The sequence below is a fragment of the Sphingopyxis sp. 550B genome, assembly GCF_057401805.1.
Genome location: NZ_CM171610.1, coordinates 3,181,719 through 3,196,528, shown reverse-complemented (window position 1 = coordinate 3,196,528; position 14,810 = coordinate 3,181,719). Strand labels below are relative to the sequence as shown.

Annotated in this window: 12 protein-coding genes; 1 reads left to right on the top strand and 11 read right to left on the bottom strand. The window is 64.2% G+C overall.

The window, feature by feature from the left end:
* Positions 1-15: 15 nt before the first annotated feature.
* The 7 genes from AC2S9W_RS14885 to AC2S9W_RS14855 all read right to left on the bottom strand — a co-directional run bounded on the left by AC2S9W_RS14885 (position 16) and on the right by AC2S9W_RS14855 (position 8,840).
* Positions 16-780, bottom strand: a complete 765-nt coding sequence (locus tag AC2S9W_RS14885; protein ID WP_486572094.1) for a tannase/feruloyl esterase family alpha/beta hydrolase — start codon at positions 778-780, stop codon at positions 16-18.
* A 522-nt stretch (positions 781-1,302) separates the two neighbouring features.
* The gene (locus AC2S9W_RS14880; RefSeq protein ID WP_486571167.1) at positions 1,303-2,124 is read right to left on the bottom strand and encodes a GDSL-type esterase/lipase family protein; all 822 of its coding nucleotides are present in this window, start codon (positions 2,122-2,124) and stop codon (positions 1,303-1,305) included.
* Positions 2,125-2,488: 364 nt separating this feature from the next.
* Positions 2,489-3,649 carry an aminotransferase class I/II-fold pyridoxal phosphate-dependent enzyme gene (locus AC2S9W_RS14875; RefSeq protein ID WP_486571166.1) on the bottom strand — a complete coding sequence of 387 codons (1,161 nt, stop codon included), beginning with the start codon at positions 3,647-3,649 and terminating at the stop codon, positions 2,489-2,491.
* Between the two features lie 149 nt (positions 3,650-3,798).
* Positions 3,799-4,143, bottom strand: a complete 345-nt coding sequence (locus AC2S9W_RS14870) for a RidA family protein (RefSeq protein ID WP_486571165.1) — start codon at positions 4,141-4,143, stop codon at positions 3,799-3,801.
* Between the two features lie 29 nt (positions 4,144-4,172).
* Positions 4,173-5,432: a D-amino acid dehydrogenase gene (locus AC2S9W_RS14865; protein WP_486571164.1), complete on the bottom strand. Its 1,260-nt coding sequence runs from the start codon at positions 5,430-5,432 to the stop codon at positions 4,173-4,175.
* 89 nt (positions 5,433-5,521) lie between these two features.
* On the bottom strand, positions 5,522-7,219 hold the full coding sequence (locus AC2S9W_RS14860; protein WP_486571163.1) for a DUF885 domain-containing protein: 1,698 nt from the start codon (positions 7,217-7,219) through the stop codon (positions 5,522-5,524).
* 97 nt (positions 7,220-7,316) lie between these two features.
* Positions 7,317-8,840 carry a hypothetical protein gene (locus AC2S9W_RS14855; protein WP_486571162.1) on the bottom strand — a complete coding sequence of 508 codons (1,524 nt, stop codon included), beginning with the start codon at positions 8,838-8,840 and terminating at the stop codon, positions 7,317-7,319.
* A 240-nt stretch (positions 8,841-9,080) separates the two neighbouring features.
* Between AC2S9W_RS14855 and AC2S9W_RS14850 the strand changes: the two genes are divergently transcribed.
* Positions 9,081-10,316, top strand: a complete 1,236-nt coding sequence (locus AC2S9W_RS14850) for a metal-dependent hydrolase family protein (protein ID WP_486571161.1) — start codon at positions 9,081-9,083, stop codon at positions 10,314-10,316.
* A gap of 84 nt (positions 10,317-10,400) precedes the next feature.
* Here the strand turns inward: AC2S9W_RS14850 and AC2S9W_RS14845 are convergent, their stop codons facing one another.
* The 4 genes from AC2S9W_RS14845 to AC2S9W_RS14830 are packed head-to-tail and all read right to left on the bottom strand — an operon-like array spanning position 10,401 to position 14,806.
* Positions 10,401-11,039 (bottom strand): glutathione S-transferase family protein, encoded by a 639-nt coding sequence (locus AC2S9W_RS14845; protein WP_486571160.1) that lies wholly within the window; start codon positions 11,037-11,039, stop codon positions 10,401-10,403.
* Between the two features lie 2 nt (positions 11,040-11,041).
* Entirely contained in the window at positions 11,042-11,575 is a 534-nt protein-coding gene (locus AC2S9W_RS14840) for a sarcosine oxidase subunit gamma (RefSeq protein ID WP_486571159.1), read from the bottom strand.
* Positions 11,568-14,525, bottom strand: a complete 2,958-nt coding sequence (locus AC2S9W_RS14835; RefSeq protein ID WP_486571158.1) for a sarcosine oxidase subunit alpha family protein — start codon at positions 14,523-14,525, stop codon at positions 11,568-11,570. Before AC2S9W_RS14835 ends, AC2S9W_RS14840 begins: the two co-directional genes overlap by 8 nt.
* The gene (locus AC2S9W_RS14830) at positions 14,522-14,806 is read right to left on the bottom strand and encodes a sarcosine oxidase subunit delta (RefSeq protein WP_486571157.1); all 285 of its coding nucleotides are present in this window, start codon (positions 14,804-14,806) and stop codon (positions 14,522-14,524) included. Before AC2S9W_RS14830 ends, AC2S9W_RS14835 begins: the two co-directional genes overlap by 4 nt.
* Positions 14,807-14,810 lie beyond the last annotated feature (4 nt).

Genomic DNA, 14,810 nt, shown 5'->3' with positions numbered 1-14,810 from the left:
GCTTGCCGGTGTTGCTTACCGTGAAGGTCGCGGTCGATGTATCGCCGCCGGTGAGCTTGAGATCGCTGTAGCGAAAGCTCGTGTAGGTGAGGCCGTAACCGAAGGGGAAGAGTGGCTTCTGTCCGGTCTTCGCGAACCCCGATAGATGGCTCGCAGCGCGGCGACTTCGGGCTTGGCGAGGCACGACGGGCCGTCCCCCGATTTGCATTGCAGCACCGCCGGATCGAAGCGGCATGTATTCGGCGCGCCGATCAGCCCGTCCTTTACGCCGTCGTCGGCATCACACTTCGCGACCGCCGCCTCATGGACCAGTTTGAGCTTGGAGCCCGCCGACGCCGATCCGGGATAGCGCAGGCCGAGCTGCGCGCCATGCGCGAAGGGGGCCATCAGCGCCGTCCAGTCATTGGCGGGCGCGCCCGCGACGATACCGTCATAATCCCCGGGATAACGCTGCGCGATCATCAGCGCGTCGCGTCCGCCGTTCGAACATCCCTGGAAATAGGCGCGGCTTGCCGAGCGGCCATAATGGCGCGCGATGACCGCCTTTGCCGCGACCGTCCCGGCATGCACCGCGCGATGGCCATAGTCGATGATCCTCTCGGGCTGGTTCAGCGCCCATTTCGCATCGTCGGCCGCATCGTGCCCGGCATCGGTCGATACCGCGGCATAGCCTTGCGCCATCGGCCCGACGGCGACGAACCACTCGCCCGCGAAACCGCCGTTGAAGCCCGCGCCGCCGACGCCGAGCAGCTTTCCGTTCCAGTTGGCGGGGAGCCAGATGCGCAGCTTGATGTTCGAGCCTGGAACCGGCGTGGCCCGCGCCGAGACGCGGCAGATGTCGTTCGCAGCCTTGATGAGCGGGGAAATCGTCGCTCCGCCCTTGGCGATGACGTCGGCCTTCTCGATCGTCGCCCCGCCCAGCGTCTGCCCGGCAAGTGCGGCGCATTGCGCCGCGCCTGCGTCGCTGGCGATGATCGGATCGGCGGGGCGATCGTCTCGCCCGTCCGTCGCTATCGCCGCGAATGAGGAGTGTTCTTCTTTGACATGCCGCCCGCATTATGATCGCGGCCAGGGGGCCTTCTGCAGCGTCTTTGCGCAGGGCCATGGTAGGTTCGATAGGAGCGCTTCGTTCGACTTTGCAACCCCGCGCTCCCGTCGATCCGCGTTGCCGCCGACATGTGCGGGCAGGGTGATGTGGCGCTGGGCGGCCGCGTCACTGGCTTACCGCCCGCACCATGGAGCGCCCGGTGCGCGAATAGCTGGTGCGTGCATTTATGACGCGGCCCAGGGACCGGAACGATGTTACCAGGAGGCGCCGAGTATCTTTTCGGCGCCCGCTGCCATCTTCAGATAGCCGGCAGGCAGTGGGTGCACGCCGTCTTCGCTATCGGCAGCCGCCAGCCCGCCCTGTCCGTCGGTAAGGGCCGCATGATAATCGATCACCTCGATGCCACGTTCGCGGGCATAGCTTCGGATCCAGTCATTCAGCGCCGCGATCGATGGCACGGGATCGACATCCGGGCGCCAGGGAAAGCGCTTGGCGGGCGGCACCGTCCCGATGACGACGCGAATGCCATGGGCCCTTGCGAGGTCGATCATGGCTTTCAGATTATTCTGCACCATCTCGAGATGGGCGGCGCCGCTGATTCCCGCGACGTCGTTGGTGCCGGCGAGGATGTGGACGACCGCGGGGCGGAGCGCGATCACGTCGGCATAGAAGCGGCCGAGCATCTGCTGCGTTGTCTGGCCGCTGATGCCGCGGTTGATCCGGTCGCCGCCGAAGACGTCTCCGGTCCAGCCCTCGGTAATGGAATCGCCCATGAAGACGATGCGGTGGCGCGTTGGCGGAGGCAGCGCCTTGTTGGCCGCATCATATTTGCATAGCCGCAGAGGGTCCGTTTTCGCGATGAACGCCTGCCATGCGGTGAATCTCGCGGCCAGATCGGGCGGTGCGACGGGTATTGGCTTTCCCGCCTTTTCGGCTTCCAATACAGCCTTGCGATATTCGAGTGCCTCGGCCGGCGCGGAAGGCAATTGCAAGCAGCGAAAGTCCATCAACCCGCCGGGCACGGGTGCATAGCCCGGGTCGGCTGCTGCCAATGCCAATGTCATCGCAATCATCATGGGATCGTGAAACCTTGAATCTGAGGCCGCCGATGACATGCAAGCAAAATGGTCGGAGGTCAGTGGCGGCGTGCGGTTTGCTGATGATGGTTATTTACGGTCAAGGCAACCTGCTTGTGGAGTGCTCTGTTTTGAGCTGCTGTTTTTCCCCTACGGAGCTTGCTCGCCATTCCGCTTTGCGCCTCATCTCGGTCATGTGGACGGACCATTGCAAATCTTGAAAGCTGCCGTTGTTCCAAGTTCTGCAACCGGATGATGCGGACCGCGAGATCGCGGTACTTCCGCCGGAGCGGGACGCGACGCAAGGTTCGCCATCTATATTGGAGATGGCGAGCAAGCTAACTCGCTTGGGCGGACAAAAATCTCATTTAGTGAGAGCAACAATGGCTCCATTGGTTACCCTGCCGGCCAACCATGGTTCAATGCGCCGGATCGCCTCCTCGATCAGGTCGGTGGAAACAGCGAAGCTGAGGCGTATGAAGCCGTTGCCATCGACCGGATCGAAATCCAGTCCGGGAGCTATGGCAACGCCGGTATCGCGCAACAGCGCTTCGCAGAAGGCAAGGCTGTCATCCGTCAGGTGGCTGACGTCGGCATAGATATAAAAGGCTCCGTCGGGAGGTGCGATCCGCCGGAGACCCATTTTGGGAAGGGCTTTGAGCAGGAGTTCGCGATTGCGCGCATAGGTTTCGATATGACTTTCGAGTTCCTCGCGGCAGTCAAAGGCGATCAGGCCGGCGTGCTGGGCGAGCGAGGGCGGGGTCAAGAAGAAGTTCCCCATTCGGGCGCGGGCGGCATCGACCAAGCTCTCCGGAACGACAAGCCAGCCAAGCCGCCAACCGGCCATGCTGAAATATTTGGAGAAGCTGTTGACGACCAGCGCGTCTGGCGCGTGCTTCAGCATGGTTTCGGCAGGCAGCGTATAGCTCAATCCGTGATAGATTTCGTCAGAGACGAGCGCGATGCCGCGGCGCTTGCAAACCTCGGCGAGGGCCCGGAGCTCCTCCGGCGGGATGATCGTGCCCGTGGGATTGGCCGGGCTGGCGAGGATCAGCCCGTCCGGGGCGGGCTCCAGCCGCGCGACAGCCTCGGCGGTGATCTGGAATCGCTCGGCTTCGCCGCAGGCCAGTTCCACCGGCTCGAGATGAAGCGCTTTCAGCGTGTTTCTGTAGGCAACATAGCCGGGTCTCGCGAGCGCGACGCGCGCGCCGGGGGAAAACAGGCAGGAAAGAGCGAGGACCAGCGCCGGCGAAGCGCCGCAGGTGAGGATGACCTGCTCCGGATTGACCGCTACTCCATAGGCTTCGTCATAATGCGCCGCGATCCGCGCTTTCAGCCCCGGGCTTTCCCAATAGCCCATGCCGTCGGTATCGAGGATGTCGTGCGCGGCCCTGATCGCCGCCGCCGGGGCGCCAGTCGAGGGTTGGCCGAACTCCATGTGGATCACCGACCGTCCTTCGGCCCGCAACCGATGTGCGAGCCGGCTGACGGCAATGGCATGAAAGGGATCGATCTCGATCGGCATGGGAAACTTGCTCCATCTTTATATCCACCGAATGCCTGGTGTCGGTGTCCGTCTCTTATCCGGATTTCAGGTCAGACGCCTGCTGTCCGATTGCGGTCAGATCGAAAGCAACTTCGATACAGGCTCGACTTAACTTGGGAATATGCTCGTCATCGCGCAGCGATGACGATGATTTCGACCTTGTAGTCAGGCGTCGCGAGCCTGGCTTCGCCGGTCGCGCGGGCAGGGGCATCCTTCCCATCGACCCATTTGTCCCAGACCGCGTTCATTTCGGCGAAATCCGCCATGTCCGCGAGCCAGATCGTCGCCGACAGGATCTTTGCCTTTTCCGAGCCGGCTTCGGCGAGCAGCGCCTCGATCTGCCCGAGGATCGCCTGCGTCTGGTTGATTACGCTTTCGCCCGGAGCGCCGACCTGACCGGCGAGATAGACGGTGTCGCCATGGACGACGGCCTGACTCATGCGCGCGCCGGACTGGATGCGAGTGATCGTCATGTTTTTCCTTTCATTTTGTGAGGGCAAACTCAGCGCATGCCATAACGCGCGATGGAAAGATCTTCAGCCTCGATGTCGGGCGCGCGGCCGCTGACCAGATCGGCGATCAGCCGGCCCGACCCGCACGCCATCGTCCAGCCCAAGGTTCCGTGACCGGTATTGAGGAAGAGATTGCCATAGGGCGTCGCCCCGATGACGGGCGTACCGTCGGGGGTCATCGGCCTGAGTCCGGACCAGTAGCTGGCGGCGTCGATGTCGCCGGCGCCCGCGAAGAGGTCGGTGAGCGAGTGGACGAGCGTGGCGCGGCGGCGCTCGGGGAGCATGTTGTTATATCCCGAAATCTCCGCCATTCCGCCGACGCGAATGCGCTCGCCGAGCCGCGTGATAGCGATCTTGTAGCTTTCGTCCATCAGCGTCGATTCGGGCGCGCGCGCCGCGTCGACGATCGGGACCGTGATCGAATAACCCTTCACCGGATAGACGGGTAGCTTGAGTCCGATCGGTCGCAGCATCGCCGCCGAATGGCTGCCGAGCGCGAGGACATAGCAATCGGCAGTGATCCGGCCGCGATCGGTTTCGACGCCGACGATGCGCGCGCCGTCGATTGCCAATGACCGGATCGCTTCGCCATAGCGGAACCGGACGCCGCGTTCGGCAGCCATCGCAGCGAGTGCGCCGGTGAATTTGAAGCAGTCGCCCGTTTCGTCGCCCGGAAGACGGAGACCGCCGACGATCTTCTCGTGCGCTGCGGCGAGCCCCGGTTCGGCTGCGATGCACCCCTCGCGATCGAGCAATTCGAATGGCACTCCGCCGGTGCGGAGGACGGCAATGTCCTTCGCGGTCCCGTCGAGCTGCTTTTGCGTCCGGAACAACTGCAGCGTCCCCTTCATCCGCTCGTCATAGGCGATGCCGGTAACGGCACGGAGCGCGATGAGCCGGTCGCGGCTATATTCGGCAAGCCGCACCATACGCGCCTTGTTGATCGCATAGCGCGCGCTCGTGCAGTTACGCAGCATCGCGACCAGCCATCCGAGCATCTCGCGATCGATCGCCGGCTGGAGGATCAGCGGCGCATGCCGCATCATCAGCCACCGGATCGCCTTTTGCGGAATGCCGGGCGTGGCCCATGGCGAAGCGTAACCCGGAGAGATTTCACCGGCATTGGCAAAGCTTGTCTCGAGTGCGGGTCCGGGCTGGCGGTCGATCACGACGACATCATGCCCGGCCTCGGCGAGATACCAGGCGGACGTAACGCCGATGACGCCGCTGCCAAGGACGGCGACCTTCATGCTTTTTCTCTCCGTCTCATCGGGCGGTATCCATAGGGTTGTCCGGGTGGTCAGCTCAGGCGTGGCTTGCCGATACCGGCGGATGTCCGTCAGCCGATCGCCGCATCCACATTCCGCGCCACCAGGGGCAATGGCAGCCCGCCCGGCTTCAACACCAGGTCGTGGAAGTCACGGATGTCGAAGCGGTCGCCGAGCGCCGCTTTCATCCGCTCACGCTGATCGAGGAGGAAGGTGTCACCAAGCTTGTAGGCGAGCGACTGCCCCGGGATGCCGCAGGAGTAGCGGAGCGTTTCGGATTCGATCTCGCGCTCCGACATGAAGCTATGCTCCCGCATATATTCGCGAGCCTGCTCAAGGGACCAGCCCAGCGCATTCATCCCGGTGTCGACCACGAGCCGGCATGTCAGAAACGCATCCATCATCAGTCGCCCGAATTTCTCCGCAGGCTCCTCATACATCCCGAGTTCGCCGGCGAGCGTGGCCGCATATTCGGCCCAGCCTTCGTTGAACGACGAGAAGCTCGACTTCTTGCGCAGTTCATGAAGCTCTTCATTCTCGTTTTGGGAGGCGATGTGGAAATGATGCCCGGGGACGAGCTCGTGATAGTTGAGAGCGCCGATGTTGAGCAGCGGTGCCTGGGACAGGTTGACGGCGTTGAACAGGTAGCGCCCGTCAGGCTGGTGCGGCGACGGCATCGAGTAATAGCCGAATGTCATCGATCCGGTGAGCTCGGGTGCGAGAGGCCGAACGCCATAGGCCGCCCTGGGTTTGAACCGGAAAACTTCTTCGACCTTTGGCGCCATGCGATCGATGTAGCGCTGGAAGACGTCCGCAATCCCCTCGGCTGTTTCCGCCCGCCACTTCGGGTTGGCGGTCAACTCTTCGAGATAGGCCTGAGGATCGCCCTCGAACGCCATCTCGTCCAGCAGCGTCCGCATCTGGCTCCTGACCTCGCGCATGCGTTCATGCCCGCGCGCGTGGACCTCCTCGGGCGTAAGCTCCAGCGTGGTGTGCAGTTGCACCAGCTCGGCATAGACCGCGGCGCCGCCCGGATACTGGCTCAGCCCGACGGTATCGGGCGCCTTCGCCGCATAAGCGGGGTCCTCGAGATAGGCGATGAGCGAGTCGAATGCGGGCAACACTGCCGTATCGAGCGCGGCCTGCAGCTGCGCAGCGAAATCTTCCGAGCCGATGCCGCTCACGCGGTCAGGGGACATCGCCAGATCGTTGATCGCGGCCGTCCGCGCATTCCGCATCAGCGGGCAGCAAAGCTCGAGCTGCGGCTTGGGGATGAAAATGCCGCGCTCGGCCTGACCGCGGGTGCGCTCCTCCATCTGCGACACCAGCCGCCCATAATCATGCACCAGCGCGAGATAGCGATGTTGATCGCCGCGTGATTTCACCTCGAGCGCAGCGAAGACGGATTTCAGGGTGTTGAGCAGATAACCCCCGCCATAAACCGTCGGCAGGAAGGCGACCGGGAAGGAGGCGTCGATTATCAGCCAATACCAGTCGCCGCAGCGCGACCAGATCTTCGCCTGCCCGCGTGCGATCTCGAATGTCAGGCCGAGGTCGCCGGGCAGGGCCCCCGCATCGACCGCGTCAGCGCGTTCGAGCAGCTCGCTTCCAAGCTTGGAGATGCGCACCGCCTCGTCATAACCCAGATCGGGCAAGCTCGTCGGCATGATGCCTTGCGCGAGCACCGCGAAGGGGGATCTGCCGCGCTCGCCGGTGACCTCGTCGATCACCTTGAGAGCAAGGTTCATGTTGCGCGTATCGAATTGCATAGCTGATCCGTTCATTTTTCAAGGCGTCATGCTCATGACGACCGACGGCATTCATTTTGGCTTCGCAGGAGGCTCCGATGGACGGTGTGCCCGAGCCTCAGGGCATATCCTCGACCAGATATCGCGCTCGCAGATGACGCTCGAGCGCAGATGCCGACAAGGGCGCGCCGGTCGCCTCGGTGACCAGTTCGTTGAACGGCATCTGGCTGGCCTTGGCGTGGATACGCGGAACGACCCATGCGCGATACGGCGCGAAGTCGCCTTCGGCCAGATTTGCGAGGACGGCCGGATCGTCCTTCACCGCCTGCTCGAAAAGCTGCGCCGCGAGGCTCACGCCCAGCGCATAGTTCGGGAAATAGCCGAATAGTCCGACAGCCCAATGCATGTCCTGGAGGCAGCCCGTTGCGTGATCGGGAGGCCGGCGTCCGAACATCGCCTCGGACAAGTCGGACCAGGCGGCGGGCAGGTCCGCAACCTTGAGATCGTCGCGAAGCAGGGCCTGCTCGATGCGATACCGGAGAATGATGTGAAGCGGGTACGAAATCTCGTCGGCCTCGACCCGGATGAATCCGCTCCCCACGCGCCGATAGGTGTTGAGAAGGTTGGAAGCGGTCCAGCAATCGGGATTGCCGCCGAAGGCGGCCTGGCACTGCGGAGCGAGCCAGGACAGGAACTCGCGGCTCCGGCCCGCCTGCATCTCGACCATCGTCGACTGGCTCTCATGGGCGGTCGCCCCGCGCGCCTGCCCGACCGGCGTGAAGGCATGTTCCCGCGGCAGTCCCGCTTCGTACAGCGAATGGCCCGCCTCGTGCAGCGTCGCGAGAATCGCGTAGCGCACATTGTCCGCGTCGAACCGCGTGGTGATGCGATTGTCGCCCGGCGATCCCGCCAGCGCAAAGGGGTGCGGCGCCGCGTCGATGCGGACATGCGCAAGATCGTGCCCGAGGGCCTCGACCAGCTTGTAGGAAAGTTCGCGCTGCCGGTCGGCTGAAAAATCGCCTTCGAAAGGGACCGGGTCCGGCCAGCTCTTCTGACGCTCGATGACGTCGGCGAGAAGCGCCGGGAGAAAGCGCTCCAGATCCGCGAAAATGGGGTCCACGATCTGGGTGCTCAGGCCGGGGTCGAACTCGTCCATCAGCGCGTCGAAGGGGCTGAGCCCCAAAGCTTCTCCCTTCGCCTGCGCTACCTCGCGGTAGATCGGCATGAGCTCCTCGAAGGCAGCGCCGAAAGGTGCGAAATCATTGGACTGCTTGGCCGCGAGCCAGATCGGCTGGATGGCGGACACACGCCGCGACTTTTCGAGCATCAGCTCCTTGGGAACCGCGGTGCCGTGACGCCAGATGCGCCGCATCTCGCCGAGATTGGTGCGCTCGACCGGCTCCAGCGCGCCTGCCGCCGCGGCCGCGGTCTCGAGCAGCTCTTCTGTTTCGGGCGAGGCGATGAGGTCGGTGCAGGTCGCGTCGATCGCCGCCATTTGCTCGCTTCGGCTCCATGCTGCTCCGGGCGGCATATGCGTCTGGCTGTCCCAGAACAGGGTTGCGCGGGCGGCGCCCAGCCGGCCGACCGTTCCAAATCGCTCTCCGAGCGCTGTATAGGCCCGGTTGTCATTCGGAATGTCCATAACCTCTCCACGCACTCCCATCGAGTCCGACGCGTATCGTCCATGCATATCTGTATGCTATGGGGCGAGAATGCAAGATTTTTAACCGGAGGATTTGACAATGATTTGAACAATCCTAGCCATTTTCGGGATATTAAAATGCAATAATGCATGTTGACATGGTGGGTGCCGTTTGAAATTCTTGTCCGAACGCGACGACCGCCGACGAGATGCGGTCGCCGCCCGAACAGGAGACCTTATGTGACACTGCTGCTGACAAATGCCCGCATCTTCGACGGAATGAACGAGGAATGCGCCGAAGGCATGTCTGTCCTGATCGACGGCAGTCAAATTCGCGAAGTCTCCGAAAAGGAAATCCGCGCACCCGATGCCCGGGTTATCGACGTCGGCGGAAAGACGCTGATGCCCGGACTCATCGATCTTCACACCCATGCCTACACCGCCGATGTCGACCTGACGCAGCTCGAAAAGGTCGGGACGCCCTATAACGCCCTTCACGCCGGGCGCATGCTGTGCCACAGCCTTCATTGCGGCTTCACGACGATGCGCGATATCGGCGGCGGCGACTGGAGTTTGGCCAAGGCCCTGAAAGACAGGATCATCGAAGGGCCGCGCTTCTTCTATGCCGGCAAAATCCTCTCGATGACGGGAGGGCACGGCGATTTTCGGGACATGCACGATAGCGAGCATGAATTCGGAGCCTGCTCGTGCAGCGTGGTCGGCACGATGAGCGTGATCGCCGACGGCATCGACGGTTGCATCAAGGCGGCGCGCGAAGAGCTTCGGCGCGGCGCCCATTGCATCAAGATCATGGGGTCGGGCGGCGTGACCTCGCCCCTCGATCCCATCTGGATGAACCAGTACCGGGACGACGAGATACGGGCGATCGTTCGCGAATGCGAGGAGCGACGGACCTACGTTTCATCGCATTGTCACCCGGCGAGCGGCGTCCGCCGCTCGGTGGAGGCGGGCGTCAGGGTGATCGAGCATGGCACGCTGATGGATGCCGAGACGGCCGCATTCGTCGCCGGGAAGGGAGCCTATGTCGTACCCACGCTGGCGATCATCTTCGCCCTCATGGAAGGGGGGAGCGCCATGGGAATTTCGCCCGTCGTGATGGACAAGCTCAAGATCGCCCACAAATCGGCCATCGAAGGACTCGATCATATGCGGTCGGCCAATGTGAAGCTTGGCCTCGGCACCGATTTGCTCGGCGAACTCTATGATCAGCAATGCCGCGAGTTCACCCTGCGGCGCGAAGTGTTCGAGCCGATCGAAATCCTTCGGCAAGCGACGTCGGTGGGCGCGGAAATCCTGATGCACGAAGGGCGGCTGGGCTGCGTCAAGCCCGACGCATTCGCCGATCTCATCGTCGTCGATGGCGATCCGCTCAAGGACATCGGCTTGCTGTCGCAAAATGGCGAGCGCCTTGACCTCATCATTCGCGACGGCGAGATCATCAAGAATCGGCTATAGGGCCGGCCGCCGCGCCGCCCGGCGCGCGGTGAGCGCTGAACTCACAGGATCGCCCGCGAAGCTTTGCGCGCGATCACCTTCGGCTCAGTCGATCACGGGCTTGAGCCCCGGATTGCCGACCGCGAGCGCGCGCTTGAAGGCGGGGCGCCCGACTATCTTCGCCAGATAGGCCTTCAGCTTCGGATAGGCGGCGATTTCGCGTGGCACGAACAGCCGCATCGTCGTCAATGGGAACGCCATGATGATGTCGGCGGCGGTAAATTCATCCCCCGCAAAATAGGGCGCTTCCGACAAGCGCTGCTCGACGAGGCCGAAGGCGCGATTGCCGCGTCCGCGCAAGGCCTCGGCGATATCGGGGTTCGCAGGCTCGATTGCCGGGATGATCATCTCGACCATAAGCGCCGACATCAGCGAGGAATTGGCGAAATGCAGCCAGAACAGATAGTCCGGATAGGCCGCGTCCGACGGTGCCAGCGCAAGACGGCCGCCACCCAGGCGGTGGATGATATATTCGATGATCGCGCCGGACTCGCCGAGAACCAGGGCGTCATGCGTGATGACGGGCGCCGTACCGAAGGGCGTCAGCGCCTTGTAGGCGGCCGGCGCCGCCCCGGTTGCCGGATCGCGATCATATTTCTGAAGGACATAGTCGATCCCCAATTCCTCGCAGAGCCAGATGATACGGTCCGACTGGGAGATGCCCAGATGGTGGATCGTCAGCATCGTCAGTTCCTGCTTCTCGCGGGCTCTTCTTGAGCCGCCTCCGACAACAGGGCCTCGACATAAGGCGCGAAGGAACGCCAGACCTCGAGATGGAAACTCTCGGGGCCGGTCCGCCACACGATGATTTCGGCCTTGTGGAACAGGGTTCGCGCACAGGTGCCGACAGGGAAGGCGCTAGTCGCCAGGTCCAGCGGGCAACCGCTCGCCAGCCAAATCTCCGCCTCCGGGCCGCCCAGCGTGATCGCGACCTGCCGGTGACTGACGTCGACAAAGGCTCCGCCGAGCGCGGACAAACGCTCGCTGGCCTGCGACATCGTTGAAGCCGCCGCTCCAGTCGCCAGAACCAGCCATTCGTCGGGCCCCAACCATAGTGCGTCGAGCCCGTCGCCCGATGCCGAGCGGCAGGCTGTGCGCGGGAGCGAAAGCCCGAGGATCGCCGAGGCTTTCTCGATGGCCCCCTCGCGGCAGCGCAAGATGTGGCGCGACAGGGTATGTGAATGCCGGACCGGGCCGCGCTGGTCGCCTCGGTCAGTCATTGAGACGGTGCCCTTCGGGGTCGACGAAAACGGTCCCGGTCACCTTCACCGCGATGTTGCCATCCGGCATCGGCACCACAAGCGACTGGTCCTTAATGGCCCGGCCGTCCTTGATCATCGCGAGCGCGATCGAGCGGCCGAGCGACGCGCTATAGTAGGACGATGTCACATGGCCCAGCGACGGCCGCCCGGCCGGCGCCATGAGCTGTGCGCCCTCTTCAAGCACGATCGACGGATCGGTCGTGCAGAGGCCGACAAGTTGCTTGCGGCCCTTTGCGAGGAGCGCGGGGCGTTCTAGAGAGCGTTTGCCGACGAAATCGGGCTTCGCCTTGCCGATGGCCCAGCCAAGCCCGACGTCTTGCGGAGTGACCGTGCCGTCGGTTTCCTGTCCGACGATGATATAGCCCTTCTCGGCGCGCAATATGTGCATCGCCTCGGTGCCATAAGCGGTGAGGCCGAGCGTCTGGCCACGAGCCCAGATCGCCTCCCAGACCTGTCGCACCAGACCCGAGGGGATGTTGACCTCGAAGCCGAGTTCGCCGGTGAAACTGACCCGCATCAGCCGGGTCGCTACGCCGCAGATTTCGGCCTCGCCAACGCTCATATGGGGAAAGGCGGCAGCCGAGATGTCGAGCTGCTCGACCAACGGTGCCAGCAGCTCGCGGGCGAGCGGGCCCTGGATCGCGATCACCGACCATTGCTCGGTCGTCGACGTCAGCCAGACGTCGAGATCGGGCCATTCGGTCTGGAGATAATCCTCCATGAGGCCGAGGACCCGCGCCGCCCCGCCGGTCGTCGTGGTGACGTGGAAGCGATCGCTCGCAAGCCGGGCGATGACGCCGTCGTCGAGGATGAAGCCGTCTTCGCGCAGCAGCACGCCGTAGCGGCATCGTCCGACGCCGAGTTTTTTCCAGGCGTTGACGTAGAAGCGCTCGAGGAACTCGGCCGCATCGGTCCCGACGACCTCGATCTTGCCGAGCGTCGAGGCGTCGAAAATGCCGACCGCGCTTCGGACCGCCAGGCACTCGCGGTCGACCGCTTCGCGCATCGTCTCTCCGGCACGCGGAAAGTAGCGGGCGCGCTTCCACTGCCCGACATCTTCGAAGACCGCGCCTTTTGCTTCGGCCCAGCCATGGATCGGGGTGCGCCGCACGGGATCGAAAAGTTCGCCGCGCGCGCTTCCCGCCAGCGCACCGAAAGTGACCGGGGTATAGGGCGGCCGGAAGGTGGTGAAGCCGACGGCTTCGACCGCTCGCCCGGTGTCGGCGGCGACGATCCCGAGCGAGTTGATATTCGACAGCTTGCCCTGATCGGTCGCCATGCCGGTCGTGGTGTAGCGCTTGACATGCTCGATCGAGCGGAACCCCTCGCGGGTCGCAAGGGCGAGGTCCCGCGCCGTCACGTCGTTCTGCCAATCCACGAAAGCCTTGACGCGCAAAGGGTTCCTGCCGTGCGGGAGCGCGCCGATGACGCCGCCCTTGCCGATGGACTGGCGCACGTCGGCTCGCGGCGGCAGCGGGGCCGCCACGATTTTGCCGCCGCTTGTCTTCGCGGCGTCTATTCCCGCCCACCAGCCGTCTTTCAACGCGTCTGCGAGTTCGAGGCGTCCGCTTGCGGCGCCGACCGTTCGTTCGTCCTCGACCGAGCCCGAGGGCACATAGGCCTGGACGTCCGCGCTCCACGCCATTTGGCCGCGCGACTGCGAGGCGAGGTGAATCGCCGGCGTGAAGCCGCCGCACATCAGGACGGCATCGCACGCAAGGCGTTCGCGGTGGCCGCCCGCGACGATATCTATCGCGTTCACGCGCATTTTGCCCCGCGTTCCCTCGATGCGGGCGCCGCGGATGATGCGGAAGGGGGCGCTCGAAACGGCCGGGCCAGGCCGTATGTCGACCAGCACCGTCGCCAGCCCGGCGCTCGTCAGCTCCCGCGCGACGCGATATCCGGCGTCATGCGCGGTCACCACCACCGGGCGGGCGCCGACGGCGACACCGTAGAGCTGGAGATAGGTACGCGCCGCGTCGGCGAGCATGATCCCCGGGCGATCATTGTCGGGAAAGACGAGGGGGCGTTCGATCGCGCCGGTCGCCAGTATGACGCGTGCCGCCCGGACCTGCCAGAGCCGTTCGCGGACAGGAGCGGCGCCATCCTCGACATGGTCGCCGAGCCGCTCCGCGAGGCCGATCATATTGTGGGGATAATAGCCGAACGCCGTCGTGCGCGGGAGCAACCGGACATTGGGAAGCGCGGCAAGCCGCTCGAGCGTGCGGGCGGTCCATTCGGCGGCGTCCTCGCCATCTATGACGGCGTCGCTCGCAGCGAGAAGCGATCCGCCCATGCGCGGACGATCGTCGCAGAGGATTACGCGCCCGCCTCCGGCAGCCGCCGCCGATGCGGCCGCGAGCCCGGCCGGACCTGCGCCGACGACAAGCACCTCGCAGTGCGCGTAACGCTGAGCGTAGCGGTCGGGGTCGGGTGCGTCGGGCGCCACGCCGAGCCCGGCCACGGCGCGAATGCGCGGTTCGTAGACCGTGTCCCAGGCGCGGCGCGGCCACATGAAGGTCTTGTAGTAGAAGCCGGCGGGCAGGAAGCGGCTGAGGCGATCGTTGATGCTCCAGCGATCATGTGCGAGGCTCGGATTGCGGTTCTGGCTGTACGCGACGAGCCCGTCGACCAGTTCGACCTGCGTCGCCGGGAGATTGGGTGTGACCCGCCCCCCGCCGCGAACGATCGTGACCAGCGCATTTGGTTCGTCGGCCCAGGCTCCCAATATCCCGCGCGGCCGGTGATATTTGAACGAACGCCCCACGAGGTGAACATCATTGGCGAGCAGCGCGGAGGCGAGCGTGTCGCCCGCAAAGCCTTGGTAAATGCGCTCGTCGAAACGGAAGCGCAGCGGACGGCTGCGATCGACGAGGCCGTGCCCGGCCAGACGGTATTTCTGGGTCATGACGCACCGGTCTCCGGCCGAGGGTCGTCCACGCGATAGCTTGCCAGAATCAGGTCGGTGCGCGTGTCGCGGAGGATGTTGAAGAAGCGTGCGCAACCATGCGAATGGCGCCAGCGCTCGCGATGAGGACCGCGAACATTATCGCGGCCATAGAGAAACGAACCCCATTGCTCATCGTCGAGCGCCGCAGGCACCGGCGGCCGGGCAATATGCGCTTGCCCTCCGTAGCTGAATTCGATTTCGGGGCGGTCGCCGCAATAGGGGCAGGGGATGAGAAGCATGGCC

Excerpts from the sequence above, each read along its gene's own strand:
- AC2S9W_RS14880 (WP_486571167.1), bottom strand. The coding sequence starts at position 2,124 with ATGATGATTGCGATGACATTGGCATTGGCAGCAGCCGACCCGGGCTAT.
- AC2S9W_RS14875 (WP_486571166.1), bottom strand. The coding sequence starts at position 3,649 with ATGCCGATCGAGATCGATCCCTTTCATGCCATTGCCGTCAGCCGGCTC.
- AC2S9W_RS14870 (WP_486571165.1), bottom strand. The coding sequence starts at position 4,143 with ATGACGATCACTCGCATCCAGTCCGGCGCGCGCATGAGTCAGGCCGTC.
- AC2S9W_RS14865 (WP_486571164.1), bottom strand. The coding sequence starts at position 5,432 with ATGAAGGTCGCCGTCCTTGGCAGCGGCGTCATCGGCGTTACGTCCGCC.
- AC2S9W_RS14860 (WP_486571163.1), bottom strand. The coding sequence starts at position 7,219 with ATGCAATTCGATACGCGCAACATGAACCTTGCTCTCAAGGTGATCGAC.
- AC2S9W_RS14855 (WP_486571162.1), bottom strand. The coding sequence starts at position 8,840 with ATGGACATTCCGAATGACAACCGGGCCTATACAGCGCTCGGAGAGCGA.
- AC2S9W_RS14845 (WP_486571160.1), bottom strand. The coding sequence starts at position 11,039 with ATGCTGACGATCCACCATCTGGGCATCTCCCAGTCGGACCGTATCATC.
- AC2S9W_RS14840 (WP_486571159.1), bottom strand. The coding sequence starts at position 11,575 with ATGACTGACCGAGGCGACCAGCGCGGCCCGGTCCGGCATTCACATACC.
- AC2S9W_RS14835 (WP_486571158.1), bottom strand. The coding sequence starts at position 14,525 with ATGACCCAGAAATACCGTCTGGCCGGGCACGGCCTCGTCGATCGCAGC.
- AC2S9W_RS14830 (WP_486571157.1), bottom strand. The coding sequence starts at position 14,806 with ATGCTTCTCATCCCCTGCCCCTATTGCGGCGACCGCCCCGAAATCGAA.